This is a genomic window from Pseudomonas viridiflava, from assembly GCF_001642795.1.
Taxonomy (GTDB): domain Bacteria; phylum Pseudomonadota; class Gammaproteobacteria; order Pseudomonadales; family Pseudomonadaceae; genus Aquipseudomonas; species Aquipseudomonas viridiflava.
The window spans coordinates 1-14,765 of sequence record NZ_LKEH01000027.1 but is presented as its reverse complement, the minus strand read 5'-3'; the positions used below and the strand labels follow the sequence as shown (position 1 = coordinate 14,765).

The window sequence follows — 14,765 nt, the reverse complement described above, 5'->3', positions numbered from 1 at the left end:
AGCGATTTATGGAGGGTCGATATCGGCCCCTCAGCCGATCAATAGCGCCACATCACTGAAACAGCGCGGTTGCGAAGCAAACACCGGACTGTGGGAGGCGCCACCACGTCTTCGACGTAGCGCTGTCGCGCAGCAAACTCAGTGGGCGCGGACTTGTCCGCGAAAAGGCCAGTACATCCGACGAATATTCATCGCCTGAAATACAGTATTCGCGGACAAACGGAACGCCGCCCGGTCCGTTCCCACAAAATCGCGTTTCTTCAGTAAGTTACAGGTAGTTTGATAAGAGGCGGCTTGCCGGCGATGCAGTCGACGCGGTATGTCGGGAAAATCGCGTGATCGTTCATCGCCGGCAAGCCGCCTCCCACGGTCAGGTGATTGCAACGAGACTGCGTAGTCTCAGGCAATGGATCACCAAACGTTCAAACCACCATTCCATCCCGCGCAATTAGCACGTTGTCCGGCAGTGGCCTCGGTTGCTCCATCAGCCAGGCGTCAAGAGTGTGGCCGATATGGGTCAGAACGGCTTTGACCGGTTTCAGGCGTTCGATGATATCCAGCGCCAGGGTCAGGTCGTTGTGGTTGCGCGGGGTCTGGGGTTGCGGGGGCATGGAGCAGTCGAGGATCAGGGCGTGCAGCGGCTGGCGTTGCAAGTAGTCGTGCGTGGCCTCGGGCAGGCCGACTGTGTCGGTCAGGTAGGCGATGCGTCGCCCGCCGCCCTCCAGCAGGTAACCCAATGTTGGCCGGGAATGCTGCAGCGGTAACGCAGTGACCTGCAACGCACCCAGGGCTCGGGTTTCGAAGGCTGCGAACGGCTGGCTGAAATCCAGAATGCCCGGGTGTTTGTACAGGTCCGCCAGGCCTTCCGGGTCCACCGGACCGTGCACCGGAATCACCAGACCCTGCCCCCAGCGCAGGTGCAGCAGACCCTGGGCGTGATCGGCGTGGTAGTGGGTCTGCAGAATGCCGCTCAGGCTGCGTGGCGGAAAACGCTCGGTGAGGTCGGTCAGACCGCTGTCGATCAGCCAGCGCTGATCGTCGAACTCGACCAGCGCACTGCAAGGCAGACGACGCAGCGTGTTGTCGCTCAGTGCCGCCAGACAGGCCGGGCACTGACAGCCATACACCGGCACTTGCCGGGCGTCGCCAGTGCCGAGCAGCGTCAGGCGCACGCCGGGTGTTTCTCCAGATAGCGAACCAGCGCAGCAACCGTCTGCTGCAGCTCGCCGGAGTTGTCCAGCGGATATACGCCAGGGTGGCTGGCCAGCAGATCACCGGCAAATTGCTGATTGCGGTCCAGTCGCGCCTCGATTTCCGGCAGGCTTTCCCGGCCTCTCGCCAGCAGACGCTGACGCAAGACGTCCTGATCTACCGTCAGCAGCACCGCCAGCAGATTGGGATAGCGGCGTTGCGAGCGCTCAAGGTGCGCCCGTGAACCGTTGATCAGCACGTCATGGCCCTCCAGCAGCCACTGGTCGATGACAATCGGGATGCCGTAATGCAAGCCGTTGGCCTGCCAGTTCAGCGCGAACGCGCCGTGCTCGCGCATGTGTTCGAACTGCTCGACGTCCACGGCCTGTGCCGCTTCGCCCACGGCCTCGGCGGAACGGGTGATAACCCGCCGCACCACGCGGCAGTTGCGTTCCGCCAGGGTGTCGCGAGCCGCGTCCATCAGGCTGTCCTTGCCTGAACCGGACGGCCCGATGAGATAGATCAACCTGCCTGCCATCAGAATACCCTCTTGCCTTGTCGCCAGACTTTATCGATAACTGGCAGATTGCCGTGACTGCGCGCCTGAATCAGGTCGGCACGCAGGCCAATACGAATTTCACCGCGATCAGCCAGCCCCGCCGCGAGTGCCGGTGTGCGGCTGACCATGTTCATAGCCTGAGGCAACCCACAGTCGTTGTCCTGTTCGGCCAGCATGAACGCCGATTGCAGAAGACTCGCCGGATAGTAGTCGCTGGAGAGAATATCCAGTAGTCCTTCTTTGGCCAGCGACGCGGCCGCCACGTTACCGGAGTGCGAGCCACCGCGCACGATGTTCGGTGCACCCATCAGTACGCTCATACCCAGACGCCGACAACCACGGGCTGCTTCCAGGGTGGTCGGAAACTCGGCGATGTTCATGCCGAAGCCCGCCGATTCCTCGACATGGGCCATGGTGGCGTCATCATGACTGGCGATGGACAACCCGCGCGCCAGGCACAGTTCGACAATCGCACGACGATATCGATCAGCGTATTCGATGGAGTTGGCCACTTGCTCGACGATGAAGCCGTCCATCTCCTGACTGCTCATGTGGTACTTGCCCATGTAGTACTCACGGTACTTGGATTCCAGCGCGAACTGACGCTGGCCGGGCGCGTGATCCATGACCGACACCAGTTTCACCAGCGGCTGATCCACCAGGTCACGGAACACGCTCAGCGTGTCCGGGTGACTGACTTCGCAGCGCAAATGCAACAGGTGCTCGGCGCGGGTCAGTCCTGCATCGCAGGCCGCCGCAATGGCAGCGAGCATCGAGGGCAGCTGTTGCATGCGCTTGCCCTTGGGGTTGATGTCGCCAATCGACAGCGCGTCGAACACCGTGGTGATGCCTGCGGCGACTATCTGCGCATCGTGGCTGATGACCGCCGAGGTTGACGGCCAGTCCACACCGGGACGCGGCGACAGGTGTTTTTCCAGGTTGTCGGTGTGCAGTTCGATCAGCCCCGGCAGCAGGTAATCACTCTGCAGGTCCTGTGCCTGACTCAACTGGCTGCGTCCCGAATCGACCTCGACGATCAGGCCATCGCGCACCACCACAGTTCCGGAAAACACCGCATCACCAGTGACTACACGGGCATTGGTGAATATCTGTTCGTTCAGCATTGCAGCAACTCCTTGGCGGTCAGGTCCACCGGGCTCATGTCCAGTTGACGGCTGGCCACCGATTCACGAGCGTCGCGGTCATGGAAAATGCCAATCAGCGCGGCGCCCTCACGTTTGGCTTCGTCGATCAGTTCCAGCACCACCTGACGATTGGCGTCATCCAGCGAAGCCGTCGGCTCGTCCAGCAACAGCACTGGCCAGGGCACCATGAAGGCGCGAGCGATGTTGATGCGTTGCTGCTCGCCACCGGAAAACGTACTGGGTGCCAGTGGCCACAGACGCGGCGCAATGTTCAGACGGGTGAGCAGCAACTCGGCTCGCGCCCTCGCCTGTTCGCGCGGCCAGCCACGTGCCAGCGCCGGTTCCATGACCACGTCCAGACTCGACACGCGAGGAATGACGCGCAGAAACTGACTCACATAGCCCAGCGTCCTGCGCCGCACTTCCAGCACCTGACGCGGCGTGGCGCCGACCAGCTCGGTCCACTCGCCATCGTGCTGCACGCGAATGCTGCCGGCGGCGGGCAGGTAGTTGCCGTACAGAGTGCGCAACAAAGTGCTCTTGCCCGTACCGGACGCCCCGCCCAACACCAGACACTCGCCGCTGCGCACCGAGAAATTCAGGCCACGCAGCACATTGAGCACCACGCCGTTGTGTTGATGCAGCGTGAAGTTTTTCGAGAGGTCACGGACCTCGATCAAGGTAGTCATCAGGCTCATCTCTCTGTGCGGATCATGGCTGCAGTACCGAGGAAACCAGCAGCTGTGAATACGGATGCTGCGGGTCATCGAGGATCTGATCGGTGAGCCCCGCCTCGACCACGTGCGAGCGACGCATCACCATCAGCCGGTCCGCCAGCAACCGGGCCACGGCCAGGTCGTGGGTGACGATCACCACCGCCAGGTCCAGCTCGCGTACCAGACCGCGCAACAGGTCCAGCAGACGCGCCTGCACCGAGACATCCAGGCCGCCGGTCGGCTCGTCCATGAACACCAGCCGCGGGCCGGAAACCAGATTGCGGGCGATCTGCAAGCGTTGCTGCATGCCGCCGGAAAAGGTGCGCGGCAGATCGTCGATACGCAGCGGATCGATTTCCACCTGACCGAGCCAGTCCAGCGCGGCACTGCGCAACTGCTGATAATTGCGTACGCCCTGGGCCATCAGACGCTCGCCGATGTTGGCCCCCGCCGACACGCCCATGCGCAGGCCGTCACGCGGATTCTGCTCGACGAAGCCCCATTCGGTGCGCAGCAAGGTGCGACGTTGCGCCTCGCTGGCGCTGTACAGATCGAGCCAGCTGCCGTCCTGGCCGCGATAGTCGATACGGCCACTCTCCGGCGCGGAGCGGCCGCTGAGCACTGACAACAACGTGGACTTGCCCGAGCCGGACTCGCCGACGATGCCCAATACCTCACCGGGATACAGGTCGAAACTGACGTTCTGACAGCCCTTCTCCGGCCCGTACAGCCGGGTCAGACCGCGAACCCTGAGCAGCGCTTCGTCCAGTTCAGGCCGTGGCGCGTTGGTCGGATTGACCGACATGGCACTGATCATCGGGCGTTCTCCTGCTGGCTGGCCCGCTGGGCGCAATAATCGGTATCGGAGCAGACAAAGCTCTGGGTGCCCGCGTCGTCGAGGATCAGTTCATCGAGAAAGGAATCATGGCTGCCGCAGATTGCGCAGCATTGCTCCCAGCTCTGGACTTCGAACGGATGGTCCTCGAAATCCAGACTTACCACGCGGGTAAAGGGAGGCACCGCGTACAGACGCTTCTCGCGCCCTGCGCCGAACAGCATCAGCGCCGGGCTCATGTCCAGCTTGGGGTTGTCGAATTTGGGAATCGGCGAAGGGTCCATCACATAGCGCTCATCGACCATCACCGGATAGGCATAGCTGGTCGCGATGTGGCCGAAGGTGGCGATGTCTTCGTAGAGCTTGACGTGCATCACCCCGTAATCGTCCAGCGCATGCATGGTCCGGGTCTCGGTTTCGGACGGCTCGATGAAGCGCAGCGGCTCGGGAATCGGCACCTGATATACCATGATCTGGTCAGCGTGCAGCGGGGTTTCCGGGATGCGGTGACGGGTCTGGATCACCGTCGCTTCGGGCGTGCGTTCGGTGGTGGCAACGCCTGCGGTGCGGGCGAAGAATCGCCGAATCGAGACCGCGTTGGTGGTATCGTCCGCGCCCTGGTCGATAACCTTGAGCACATCTTCTGCGCCCAGAATCGCGGCGGTCAGTTGCATGCCGCCTGTGCCCCAGCCATAAGGCAACGGCATCTCGCGACCACCGAACGGCACCTGATAACCGGGAATGGCGACGGCCTTGAGCAAGCCGCGGCGGATCATGCGTTTGGTCTGCTCGTCCAGATAAGCGAAGTTGTAGGCGGTGTCCCGCTCAACGGGCGGTTTGAGGCTGCTCATTGCTCGTTCTCCCCGGTCGCGGTGGGTTTGCGCAGTTTGCGGATCAGCTCCAGCTCAGACTGGAAGTCCACGTAATGCGGCAGCTTCAAGTGCGAAACGAAACCGGCCGCCTCTACGTTGTCGCAGTGGGCCAGCACGAACTCTTCCTGCTGGGCGGGCGAACGGATTTCTTCGTTGTACTCGTCGGCACGCAACGAGCGATCCACCAGCGCCATGCCCATCGCCTTGCGCTCGGCATTGCCGAAGGCCAGACCATAACCACGCGTGAACTGCGCAGGCACAGTGGCCGAGCCGACGAACTGATTGATCATTTCGCACTCGGTGATTTCGATGTCGCCGATAAGGATGGGAAAGCCCAGTTCCTCCGGCTCGATCCACACCTCCACTTCGCCGATGCGAATTTCGCCTGCGAACGGGTGGTTGCGGCCGTAGCCACGCTGGGTCGAGTACCCCAGCGCCAGCAGAAAACCCTCGTCGCCACGGGCCAAAGCCTGCAGGCGTTCGGCGCGGCTGGACGGATATTCCAGCGGCTCGCGGGTGATGTCGGCAATGGGCTCGTCATTGTCGACTTCTGGCTTCATCAGCCCTTCTTTCGCCAGCAAACCCAGCACCCGAGGGCACGGCTGCAAGGCAGCGTCAGGCGTTACGCTCGGGCCCGGATGCTCGCCTTCGGCCAGCAGCGTGAAATCCAGCAGACGGTGGGTGTAGTCGAAAGTCGGCCCCAGCAACTGTCCGCCGGGCACATCCTTGAACGTGGCGGAAAGACGACGATTGAGCTGCATGTTCGAGGTGTTGATGGGCAAACTGGCGCAAAAGCGCGTGAGCGTCGTGCGGTAGGCGCGCAGCAGGAAAATCGCTTCGACCAGATCGCCCGCCGATTGCTTGATCGCCAGCGCGGCCAATTGCTCGTCGTACAGCGAGCCTTCGGTCATGACCCGGGCGACAGCCAGCGGCAGTTGCTGACGGATCTGCTCGACATCGAGTTCAGCGACGGCGGTATCACCACGACGCCTGCTGGCCAGCAGGCGGTGGGCGTTATCGATGGCCTGTTCGCCACCTTTGACGGCGACATACATCAGGCACACTCCTGCACACGGGTGCTGCGTGGCAAGCCGAGCATCCGGCTGCCCGACAGAAAGAACACGTCGAGCCCGCGCGGGAAGTCGTTGCGCGCCGACCGTTCGGTCCAGAACTCCTTTTCCAGCGGCAAGGCCACGCGATTGCGGTGCTCGATGCCGGGGCCGCTCCAGTCCAGCGGGGTTCCGCCTTCAAGGTCTGACAACTGGATAAGCAGCGTGCAGGACTGATCCGGATAGCGGTCGTTACCCAGGTCGAATCCGGCCAGGTCCTGTGCCACCGAGGCATCGAGCAGCGCGAAGCGGGCGTTCTGCCGCTCGCTGACAATCGGGCAGCCGCAGTGAAAGGACAGGTTGGCGCGAATGGCTGGCGTGTCGAAAGCCGGAGCCAGCCAGACCGGCGTATCCAGGTCCAGCAACGCCAGACACAGCGCGTGGGTGGCGCTGTCGAGTCCCGACAACGCGGGCGGCTGATGGGCAGCGTTCAAGGTCTGGGCAATGCCGGGGCCGGCCAGCGCCTTTAGAGCAGCGCGAAAACTGCGCTGAGCGTCGAGTACCGGGTCGGTGAAGGCAGGTTGCAAAAGGACGGCGTTCATCAGTCTTCTCCTCGGACCAGGGTAAAGAATTCCACTTTGGTCGCGGCGGTTTCTGCGTCTTTGGCGGCCTTGCGCCGGGCCTGTGCCTGGGCAAGGGGTTCGATCAGTTCAGCCAGCCACGATGCCTGCTGAGCGCCCTGCAAATGGGCGTCGGCCAGCGCGGCGAGTTCGGCGTGGTGTTTGTCGCGCCCGGCCAGGTAGCTGTAGCCGGTGCGCCCGTCCGCCAGGCGTACCACGCAGCGGGTCACGCTCATTTCACCCAGATTGAACGCCGCACCGGTGCCGCCCATGCGCCCGCGCACCAGCGTCATGCCGATTTCCGGCGCACGAATCATCTGGTAGTCAATGTCGCGCAAGGCGGCTTCATGGCGCTTCATGTGCTCGCGACTGTGCTCATCGACATGCGCCCGGGCGAGGACGCCCATCCAGTGCTGGCGGGCGGCGGTTTCAGGATCGGCTTGAGGGGATTGCTGAGACGATTGCATGGATAACCTCGGCATCAGGTGGTCACTTGATAGTGGAAGCGGTCGCTGCGGCTGGTGGAACGGGACAGTTCCACCGGCTGGCCGGACCGGTCGCAGGAGACGGTCAACACCGTCAGCGCGGGCATATGGCGCGGCATCAACAAATGCGCCGCTTCTTCACGGGTCGGCAGTCGGGCGCCGATCAGGCTCTGTTTGCGGGTCAACGGCAGCTCGCGCTCGGCCAGGTATTGGCGCAGCGAGCCCCCGTTGTACTCAGCCAGCAGCTCGCGGTAGTCGGCGCTGAACCGATGCAGAATGAGGCTCACGGGTTGCCCGTCGAGTTTGCGCAGCGTGCGCAGTTCGATGATCGGAGCCAGCTCGTTCAGGCCCAGATGCATGGCGTCCTCGGCATTGGCCTGACAGTCACGGCGCAGCAACAGGATCGCCTCGACCCCGATGCCCTGCGCCGACAGTGACTGGCTGTAGGCACTGTCGGCCTGCATCGGGTAGATCAACGGACGTTCCAGCACCTGAGTGCCCTTGCCCTGCCGACGCAACACGCTGCCTTCGCGCACCAGTTCATCGACAGCGCGGCGAACCGTGTGGCGATTGACGCTGAAACGTTCGGCCAGTTGAAACTCGGCAGGCAAATAGTCGCCGGGACGGTAAGTACCCAGCTCGGCGCGCAGCGTATCGGCCAGTTCGCGGTACAACGGCTCTGTTTGTCTAGACAACTGCATGGTCAAAAAAAGTGCCCATCGGGACACCCCTCTCCGGTCAGATGAATTGCTTGCGCAAGCGTTGCGACGCGATGTCGATCACACTGACGACGACGATGATCACCAGCAACACGGCGCTGGTCTGGACGAATGCAAAGGCACGGATGTTTTCCCAGAGAATCACCCCGATGCCGCCTGCACCGACCATGCCGACCACCGTTGCCGAGCGCACGTTGGACTCGAAACGGTATAGAGCGTAGGAGATCCACAGCGGCATGACTTGCGGGATTACCCCGTAGATGACTTCCTGCAATGCGCTGGCGCCGGTGGCCCGCACCCCTTCTACCGGGCCTGGATCAATGGCTTCCACGGCCTCGGCGAACAGTTTGGCCAGCACCCCCGTGGTGCTGATCCACAACGCCAGCACGCCCGCGAATGGCCCCAGGCCCACGGCGACCACGAACAGCATCGCGAACACCATTTCATTGATGGAGCGAAAGGCGTCCATGCAGCGGCGCAACGGCAAGTGAATCCACCATGGCGTGATGTTTTCGGAACACAGAATGCCGAGCGGGATGGAACAGACGATGGCCAGCACCGTGCCCCATAAGGCGATCTGAATCGTGACCACCATTTCCGTGAGGTAGCTGCGCCATTCGCGGAAATCCGGCGGGAAGAAGTCGGAAGCGAAAGTCGCCATGTTCCCCGAGTCACGAACCAGCGACAGCGGGTTCATTTCAGCGCCTTGCCAGGCCCAGGCCAGTGCGACCAGAAACAGCCCCCAGCCCAGGTAGCGAGGCCAGGTGCGCTTGCCCGCCACCTGGGTGTATGCAACGTGAGTGTTCATAGCAATCGATGTCCTGATGGCAGTTGCCGAAGCGCGAACGGGAGGTCCGCGCCCCGCTCGTTCAGCCAGCGGTGCTGGATGCCGTTTTCTGGTTCAGTTCGGTAATACGCTCCTGCAGCTTGCTCAGGCCGGCGTCGATTTCCTTCAGACGGGTTTCCTTTTCCTTGGCATCGAGCGTGGTGCTGGCCGCGACTTCAGTGCGTTGCTTGAACAGTTCAAGCTGGCGAATCGGCAGCAACTGGTCGTCACTGGACTTCAGGAATTTGCCCAGTTGCATGTTCTTGAGGACGGTCTTTTCTTCATCGGTATCGCCGTAGCTGGCGAAGAATTCGCGGATTTTTGCTTTGTTCTCGTCCGACAGCGCCTTGCTCCAGACCATTGGATCGGCCGGGATCAGTGGCGATTTCCAAATCACTTTCAGCTGCTCGACCTTGTCCGGCTGAGTGACAGCCAGACGGTCCCAGCTCTCGGTGTTGAACGTCGCCACGTCCAGCTGGCCCTTGGCAACGCTGAGCGCGTTGACCTCGTGGCTGGAGTTCAGCGTGCGCTTGAACGCGGTGGACGCATCGACATGGTTCTTGGCGAATACGTAATAGCCCGGCACCAGATAACCGGAGGTGGAGTTCGGGTCGCCGTTGCCGAAGGTGAGGGTCTTGGCGTTCTTGAGCATGTCTTCAACGGAGTTGATCGGGCTGTCCTTGCGCACGATCAGCAGGCTCCAGTAACCGGCCGCACCATTGGCTGCGGAGGTCTGAGCGAAGATCTCGCCATTGGAACGGTCAACCGCTTCCATGGCGGCCTTGTTGCCCAGCCAGGCCACGTCCACCTTGTTGAAGCGCATGCCCTGAATCAGGCCCGCGTAGTCCGAGGCGAAGGTCGCGTTGACCTTGAGCCCGGTTTTCTTGCTCATGTCATCCAGAAAAGGCTGCCAGATGGTTTTGAGGTTCTGCGACGACTCCGTGGACATGATGCCGAAATTGATGACCTTCTCTTCCGCCTGGGCAGTGCCCATTGCGCAAGTGGCCAGCAAAGCGGCAGACGCGAGGACGCGACCGATACGGTTGAACATGAAAGCACTCCTGAGGTGAGGTTCGTGCAACAGCGGTTGATGTCAGAGGACTGACGCAAAAGTATTCAGACTTTGGCCAGCGCCAGACGCGCAGGCTTTTCGAGGCGAAGCTTTTTCCCGGTGCCGACCAGGCTGCTGCCCTGTTCGGCGCCGTAGAGATCGTCGAGGAAGGACGCGCTGAGGCCTTGCGCCTGGCCGTCGTAATGGATGCGCCCGCCTTTCAGCGCCACGGCCCGCGGGCAGTAGCGCATCGCGTAGTCGACCTGGTGCAGGGTCACGACAACGGTCTTGCCGTCGCGGCGGTTGATGTCGGCGAGGATTTCCATGACCCGCCGAGCGGATTCAGGGTCGAGCGAAGCGATGGGCTCATCAGCCAGGATGACTTCGGCGCGCTGGGTCAGCGCACGGGCGATGGCCACGCGCTGCTGCTGCCCACCGGAAAGGGTCGAGGCGCGCTGCGCGGCAAGATCCGCCAGACCGACACGCTCCAGAGACGCCATGGCGCGCTGCTTTTCTTCGGTATTGAACAGCGCGAGGTTGCCACGCCAGCGCGGCATGCGGCCGAGGCAGCCGAGCAACACGTTGTCGAGCACGCTGAGGCGATTGACCAGATTGAACTGCTGAAAGATGTAACCGATGTCGGCACGCAGACGGCGTACATGACGATTGAGACGACCCGAGGCCTGCACCTCGCGATCCAGCACCTTGACCTGACCACCGTTTTCCCGGTCACAGCACGCCAGCCCGGCCAGATGTCGCAACAGGGTGGACTTGCCCGAGCCGGACGCACCGATCAGCGCGACCATCTCGCCATGTTGTATAGACAACTCGAGGCCAACCAGAGCGCTTTTACGGGAAAAGCTCTTGTTCAGCCCTTCGACATGGATAGCTGGGTTCATGGTCTGTCTCTGTCTGCCCTACGACCCGGTGCAGGCCGTATTCGGTTGTCAGCCAGACTGAACCGGACGTGTTGCAGAGACGTGAAGCGAGGATGACGAACCCGTAACAGTTTTGCGCAGGTTGCGTTGCAGGTGCGTCAATACCGACGCCGGGACGCGGAGCGTCANCTTGGGCTAGCATCTGCGCCACATTCAAGAGCGGACGCGGAGCGTCCTGAGCGGCATTCCCACGCGGAGCGCAGGAACGATCAGCGTGATCTCAAGCACACCGATCATGCCCACGCCTGTGCTCAGCGTTATACCCGAGTCTTGCTGCGACCACAGACTGTGGGAGGCGGCTTGCCGGCGATGCTTTTTCTGAAGCGACCTGTCAGTGACTGAACTGACGCCATCGCCGGCAAGCCGCCTCCCACGGGGTATGCATTCAGTCAGTCACTTTCGTTCTGGCCCCGTTTTGCGCGTCTTCCAGACTTATGTATAACGCTGAGCGCAGAGTGGGAACGATCGGTATAAGGCTAATGATCGTGCCCATCGCGTGGGCACGATCAGTGTTGAAGCGATAAGCGCAGGTCGTTGAGCGATCAGATACGGAAACTGCCCACCAGTTGTTGCAGGCGTGCAGCCTGCTCTTCCAGCGAGTTGCAGGCTTCCAGGGTCTGACGCAGGTTGTCGACACCGAGCTGGTTGAGCGTGTTGATGTGGGTGATGTCGACATTGATCGACTCCACCACCGAGGTCTGCTCTTCGGTCGCAGCCGCAACCGACTGGTTCATGCCGTTTATCTCGTCAATGCGGCGGGTCACGCTGCCCAGACGCTCGCCCGCACGGTTGGCGATGCCCACGCTGTCTTCACTCTGACGCTGGCTCTCGGTCATGTTGGTAACCGCTTCACGGGCACCGACCTGCAGTTCTTCGATCATTTTCTGGACCTGCTGAGCCGAGTCCTGAGTCCGGTGAGCCAGGTTGCGCACCTCGTCAGCGACCACCGCGAAACCACGACCGGCTTCACCGGCACGCGCCGCTTCGATGGCTGCGTTAAGCGCCAGCAGGTTGGTCTGCTGGGAAATGCTGGTGATCACCTCGAGAATCTGCCCGATGTTGGCAGTCTTGTCGTTCAGGCTTTCGATGTTCACGCACGACTCGCTGATCTTGCCGGACAGCTCGTTCATCGCCTTGATGGTCTGCTGCACGACGGCCTGACCGTCACCGGCCAGCTCACTCGCGTCACTGGACTGCTGCGATGTGCGCGCAGCGTTCTGCGCGATTTCCTGAGCGGCGGCACCCAGCTCGTTGATCGCGGCCGCCACGCTCTCGGTGCGGTTTGCCTGCTGATCGGAGTTGCTCATCGACGCGTTGGAGACTTTTACCACCTGCGTTGCGACCGAACCCAATTGAGCAGCGGTCGAGGCAACTTCACGAATCGACGCATGGATGCGCTCGACGAAGTGGTTGAACGATTGCGCCAGCGCGCCGAACTCGTCCTGCGAGGTGATCGCCAGTCGCTTGGTCAGGTCGCCCTCACCGTCAGCAATGTCACGCATCGCACGGCCCATCTGGTGCAGTGGCTGCATCAGCACACGGATCAACAGGCCCAGCAGCAGGATGATCACGACCACCACGACGACCATTGCCGTAATCGCGGAAGCGCGGAATTCGCTGAGCATCGAATAGGCAGCGTCCTGCTCCAGCACCAGTGCCACGTACCAGTTGGCCGTGGAAACGCCCTGCACCGGGGTGAACGAGATGATTTCCGGCGTGCTGCCGGAATCGATCTCTGTCACGCCTGTGGCGATCTTAGGCGTGTTGTTCGGGTAGGCTTCGCTGATGTTTTTCAGCACCAGCTTGCTGTCCGGGTGTACGAGAATCTTGCCTTCGGCGCTGACCAGAAACGCATAGCCATGGCCGTTGAAGTTCAACGAGTTGATGATCTTGCTGACGCTGTCCAGCGAGATGTCGGCACCGGCCACACCGGCCAACTGGTTCTGGATCTTGACCGGGGTCGCGATGGTCATGACCAGCTTGCCGGACGAAGCGGCAATGTAGGGTTCGGTCACGATGGTGCCTGTCGCGTTCTGCGCCGCCTTGTACCAGCCACGCGCGCGTGGGTCATAGTCAGCCGGACGAGTGGCGGACGGGTTGGAAAGCATTACACCTTCGGTGGTGCCGAAATAACCCAGTTGAAAGTTATCGCTGTACACCGAAAGCCCCACAGCACGCTGCAACTGCGGCAACGCCTTGCCGTCTATGGCGATCTGCTGGGACATGGACTGCAGCAACTGGATGCGGCTTTCCAGCCAGGTCTGAATGTTCTGCGTGGTCAGGGTGCCGAGTTGTTGCAGCTCGGACTGAACACTGGATTTCAGTGACTGACGTTGTCGATAGTCATTGACGACAATGAACACACTGAACGCGACAATCACAATCAAAGCGGCGGCCAAGAGGATTTTCTTGCTGAAACCCAGGCTTTTCATCATAGCGAGTACTTCCACGGCATAAACAATAAGGACGATTCAAAAAACGCCAGTCAACTTCAGAAACGGTGCCGCTTTTTCGAAAGGGCTTCTGGAACAGGAATCGGAACAGTCAAACAGCCCCTTGGTGGTATATCGGCCAGGCTTGAAGAGTCTTTTATTTTTATTTTCGAGCCGGGTGAGAAACCCTTCCCACAAATGACGGCAAAACGTGCAGAGCGCAAAAAACTGGCTATGGTCAAATCATCCCGTCGTCCAGAGGATGGTCCCGCTATGATGAGTATTGAAAAGCTGTTTGACGATTTACACAGTCTGCCGAGCATTCCCAAGGTGGCTCAGGACCTGATGCTGCAGTTCGACAACCCCTCCTCCAATCTGGAAAGCATCGCGCGCAATATCGAGAAGGATCCGGTGATTGCCGCCAAGGTCCTGCGTCTGGCCAATTCGGCGCGCTTTCGCGGCTCACGCGAATCGTCGAGCATCGAAGACGCCGCCATGCGTCTGGGCTTCAACACCCTGCGCACACTGGTGATGGCTTCGGCAGTGACCGGCGCGTTCAAGGCCGGGCCGAGTTTTGACCTCAAGGCGTTCTGGCTGAAAAGCTTCCAGGTGGCCGGAATCTGCCGGATGCTGGCCAAACAAAGCGGTACGGATGCGGAAATCGCCTTCACCTGTGGCGTGATGCACAACATCGGCGAGCTGTTGATCCAGACCGGCGCGCCAGAAGTGGCCGAACGTCTGAACAGCGCGACCAAGGCCGGAACGGCCGGACGTGCGGCCAATGAAACCGTGCAACTGGGCTTTGGCTACCCGGAAGTGGGCACCGAACTGGCCCGACGCTGGCAACTGCCAAAAGTGATTCAGGAGGCAATCGCGTATCAGGCCAAACCGATGCAAGCCCCCAATGACTCGCCGTTGCCGCGCATCGTCGCTCAGGCCATCGTGATTTCCGATGCACTGGAAGCCCACGGCGGCGCAACGCCTGAAGCACAGAAGGCTTCCGACGGACCAATCATGGAAGGCATCGACCTGGACGCCCTGTTCGCCGGACTGCCCGCAGTGCTGGAGGCCGACAAGGCGTTTGCACAGTTGTTGAGCTGATCGTTAACACGCTCCGCGCCCGCTCTCTGAAGATAAGTCATCTGACTATCCAACGAGCCAGCAGCACTGATGTGCTTTTTGTAGCGCGATAGCATGGACACCGCAGATCGCGACGTGGGTGAAGGCTGAGTCCTGGCGCTGATTCGGGGGGCAAGCGGCATGGATGCCGATTGAGCTGCACTGGGCCCAGAGTGTGTAAAAACCGGAGGTAAACCTTTGCTATGAT

The 14,765-nt window shown here is 61.3% G+C and carries 15 protein-coding genes and 1 pseudogene; 1 reads left to right on the top strand and 15 read right to left on the bottom strand.

Translation table 11 applies throughout. The annotated features are described in order from the left end of the window. Window positions 1-422: 422 nt before the first annotated feature. The 15 genes and pseudogenes from phnP to AO065_RS27860 all read right to left on the bottom strand — a co-directional run. Complete coding sequence (gene phnP / locus AO065_RS15340; RefSeq protein ID WP_004888388.1) at window positions 423-1,172, bottom strand: phosphonate metabolism protein PhnP; 750 nt, start codon at window positions 1,170-1,172, stop codon at window positions 423-425. Further along, the gene (phnN, locus tag AO065_RS15335; RefSeq protein ID WP_004888387.1) at window positions 1,163-1,729 is read right to left on the bottom strand and encodes a phosphonate metabolism protein/1,5-bisphosphokinase (PRPP-forming) PhnN; all 567 of its coding nucleotides are present in this window, start codon (window positions 1,727-1,729) and stop codon (window positions 1,163-1,165) included. The genes phnP and phnN overlap by 10 nt, the downstream gene beginning before the upstream one ends. Beyond that, the gene (locus tag AO065_RS15330; protein ID WP_004888386.1) at window positions 1,729-2,874 is read right to left on the bottom strand and encodes an alpha-D-ribose 1-methylphosphonate 5-triphosphate diphosphatase; all 1,146 of its coding nucleotides are present in this window, start codon (window positions 2,872-2,874) and stop codon (window positions 1,729-1,731) included. The genes phnN and AO065_RS15330 overlap by 1 nt, the downstream gene beginning before the upstream one ends. Beyond that, a complete protein-coding gene (gene phnL / locus AO065_RS15325) occupies window positions 2,868-3,584 on the bottom strand; it encodes a phosphonate C-P lyase system protein PhnL (protein ID WP_032652606.1) in 717 nt (238 codons plus the stop codon). The genes AO065_RS15330 and phnL overlap by 7 nt, the downstream gene beginning before the upstream one ends. Window positions 3,585-3,606: 22 nt before the next feature. Next, on the bottom strand, window positions 3,607-4,416 hold the full coding sequence (gene phnK / locus AO065_RS15320) for a phosphonate C-P lyase system protein PhnK (RefSeq protein WP_050562210.1): 810 nt from the start codon (window positions 4,414-4,416) through the stop codon (window positions 3,607-3,609). An 8-nt stretch (window positions 4,417-4,424) separates the two neighbouring features. Next, entirely contained in the window at window positions 4,425-5,297 is an 873-nt protein-coding gene (locus tag AO065_RS15315) for an alpha-D-ribose 1-methylphosphonate 5-phosphate C-P-lyase PhnJ (RefSeq protein WP_004888381.1), read from the bottom strand. Next, the gene (locus AO065_RS15310; RefSeq protein WP_004888380.1) at window positions 5,294-6,373 is read right to left on the bottom strand and encodes a carbon-phosphorus lyase complex subunit; all 1,080 of its coding nucleotides are present in this window, start codon (window positions 6,371-6,373) and stop codon (window positions 5,294-5,296) included. Before AO065_RS15310 ends, AO065_RS15315 begins: the two co-directional genes overlap by 4 nt. Further along, window positions 6,373-6,969 (bottom strand): phosphonate C-P lyase system protein PhnH, encoded by a 597-nt coding sequence (phnH, locus tag AO065_RS15305; protein ID WP_004888376.1) that lies wholly within the window; start codon window positions 6,967-6,969, stop codon window positions 6,373-6,375. Before phnH ends, AO065_RS15310 begins: the two co-directional genes overlap by 1 nt. After that, window positions 6,969-7,454, bottom strand: a complete 486-nt coding sequence (gene phnG, locus AO065_RS15300; protein ID WP_004888374.1) for a phosphonate C-P lyase system protein PhnG — start codon at window positions 7,452-7,454, stop codon at window positions 6,969-6,971. Before phnG ends, phnH begins: the two co-directional genes overlap by 1 nt. Window positions 7,455-7,468: 14 nt before the next feature. Next, window positions 7,469-8,173, bottom strand: coding sequence for a phosphonate metabolism transcriptional regulator PhnF (phnF, locus tag AO065_RS15295; protein WP_032652602.1), 705 nt, complete (start codon window positions 8,171-8,173; stop codon window positions 7,469-7,471). 37 nt (window positions 8,174-8,210) lie between these two features. Then, the gene (phnE, locus tag AO065_RS15290; protein ID WP_004888371.1) at window positions 8,211-8,999 is read right to left on the bottom strand and encodes a phosphonate ABC transporter, permease protein PhnE; all 789 of its coding nucleotides are present in this window, start codon (window positions 8,997-8,999) and stop codon (window positions 8,211-8,213) included. Window positions 9,000-9,060: 61 nt separating this feature from the next. Next, the gene (gene phnD / locus AO065_RS15285; protein ID WP_004888370.1) at window positions 9,061-10,068 is read right to left on the bottom strand and encodes a phosphonate ABC transporter substrate-binding protein; all 1,008 of its coding nucleotides are present in this window, start codon (window positions 10,066-10,068) and stop codon (window positions 9,061-9,063) included. A gap of 65 nt (window positions 10,069-10,133) precedes the next feature. Next, complete coding sequence (gene phnC / locus AO065_RS15280; protein WP_004888369.1) at window positions 10,134-10,967, bottom strand: phosphonate ABC transporter ATP-binding protein; 834 nt, start codon at window positions 10,965-10,967, stop codon at window positions 10,134-10,136. Between the two features lie 581 nt (window positions 10,968-11,548). After that, window positions 11,549-12,313: a methyl-accepting chemotaxis protein gene (locus AO065_RS27865; protein WP_407072014.1), complete on the bottom strand. Its 765-nt coding sequence runs from the start codon at window positions 12,311-12,313 to the stop codon at window positions 11,549-11,551. Window positions 12,314-12,403: 90 nt separating this feature from the next. After that, a pseudogene (locus tag AO065_RS27860) lies at window positions 12,404-13,438 on the bottom strand (HAMP domain-containing protein); the annotation flags it as partial. 273 nt (window positions 13,439-13,711) lie between these two features. Here AO065_RS27860 and AO065_RS15270 point away from each other — a divergent pair. Beyond that, window positions 13,712-14,539, top strand: coding sequence for an HDOD domain-containing protein (locus AO065_RS15270; RefSeq protein WP_004888408.1), 828 nt, complete (start codon window positions 13,712-13,714; stop codon window positions 14,537-14,539). The last annotated feature ends 226 nt before the right edge of the window (window positions 14,540-14,765 follow it).

Coding starts and splice junctions, on each gene's coding strand:
- phnN (WP_004888387.1), bottom strand. CDS start 1,729: ATGGCAGGCAGGTTGATCTATCTCATCGGGCCGTCCGGTTCAGGCAAG.
- AO065_RS15330 (WP_004888386.1), bottom strand. CDS start 2,874: ATGCTGAACGAACAGATATTCACCAATGCCCGTGTAGTCACTGGTGAT.
- phnL (WP_032652606.1), bottom strand. CDS start 3,584: ATGACTACCTTGATCGAGGTCCGTGACCTCTCGAAAAACTTCACGCTG.
- phnK (WP_050562210.1), bottom strand. CDS start 4,416: ATGTCGGTCAATCCGACCAACGCGCCACGGCCTGAACTGGACGAAGCG.
- AO065_RS15315 (WP_004888381.1), bottom strand. CDS start 5,297: ATGAGCAGCCTCAAACCGCCCGTTGAGCGGGACACCGCCTACAACTTC.
- AO065_RS15310 (WP_004888380.1), bottom strand. CDS start 6,373: ATGTATGTCGCCGTCAAAGGTGGCGAACAGGCCATCGATAACGCCCAC.
- phnH (WP_004888376.1), bottom strand. CDS start 6,969: ATGAACGCCGTCCTTTTGCAACCTGCCTTCACCGACCCGGTACTCGAC.
- phnG (WP_004888374.1), bottom strand. CDS start 7,454: ATGCAATCGTCTCAGCAATCCCCTCAAGCCGATCCTGAAACCGCCGCC.
- phnF (WP_032652602.1), bottom strand. CDS start 8,173: ATGCAGTTGTCTAGACAAACAGAGCCGTTGTACCGCGAACTGGCCGAT.
- phnE (WP_004888371.1), bottom strand. CDS start 8,999: ATGAACACTCACGTTGCATACACCCAGGTGGCGGGCAAGCGCACCTGG.
- phnD (WP_004888370.1), bottom strand. CDS start 10,068: ATGTTCAACCGTATCGGTCGCGTCCTCGCGTCTGCCGCTTTGCTGGCC.
- phnC (WP_004888369.1), bottom strand. CDS start 10,967: ATGAACCCAGCTATCCATGTCGAAGGGCTGAACAAGAGCTTTTCCCGT.
- AO065_RS27865 (WP_407072014.1), bottom strand. CDS start 12,313: ATGAGCAACTCCGATCAGCAGGCAAACCGCACCGAGAGCGTGGCGGCC.
- AO065_RS15270 (WP_004888408.1), top strand. CDS start 13,712: ATGATGAGTATTGAAAAGCTGTTTGACGATTTACACAGTCTGCCGAGC.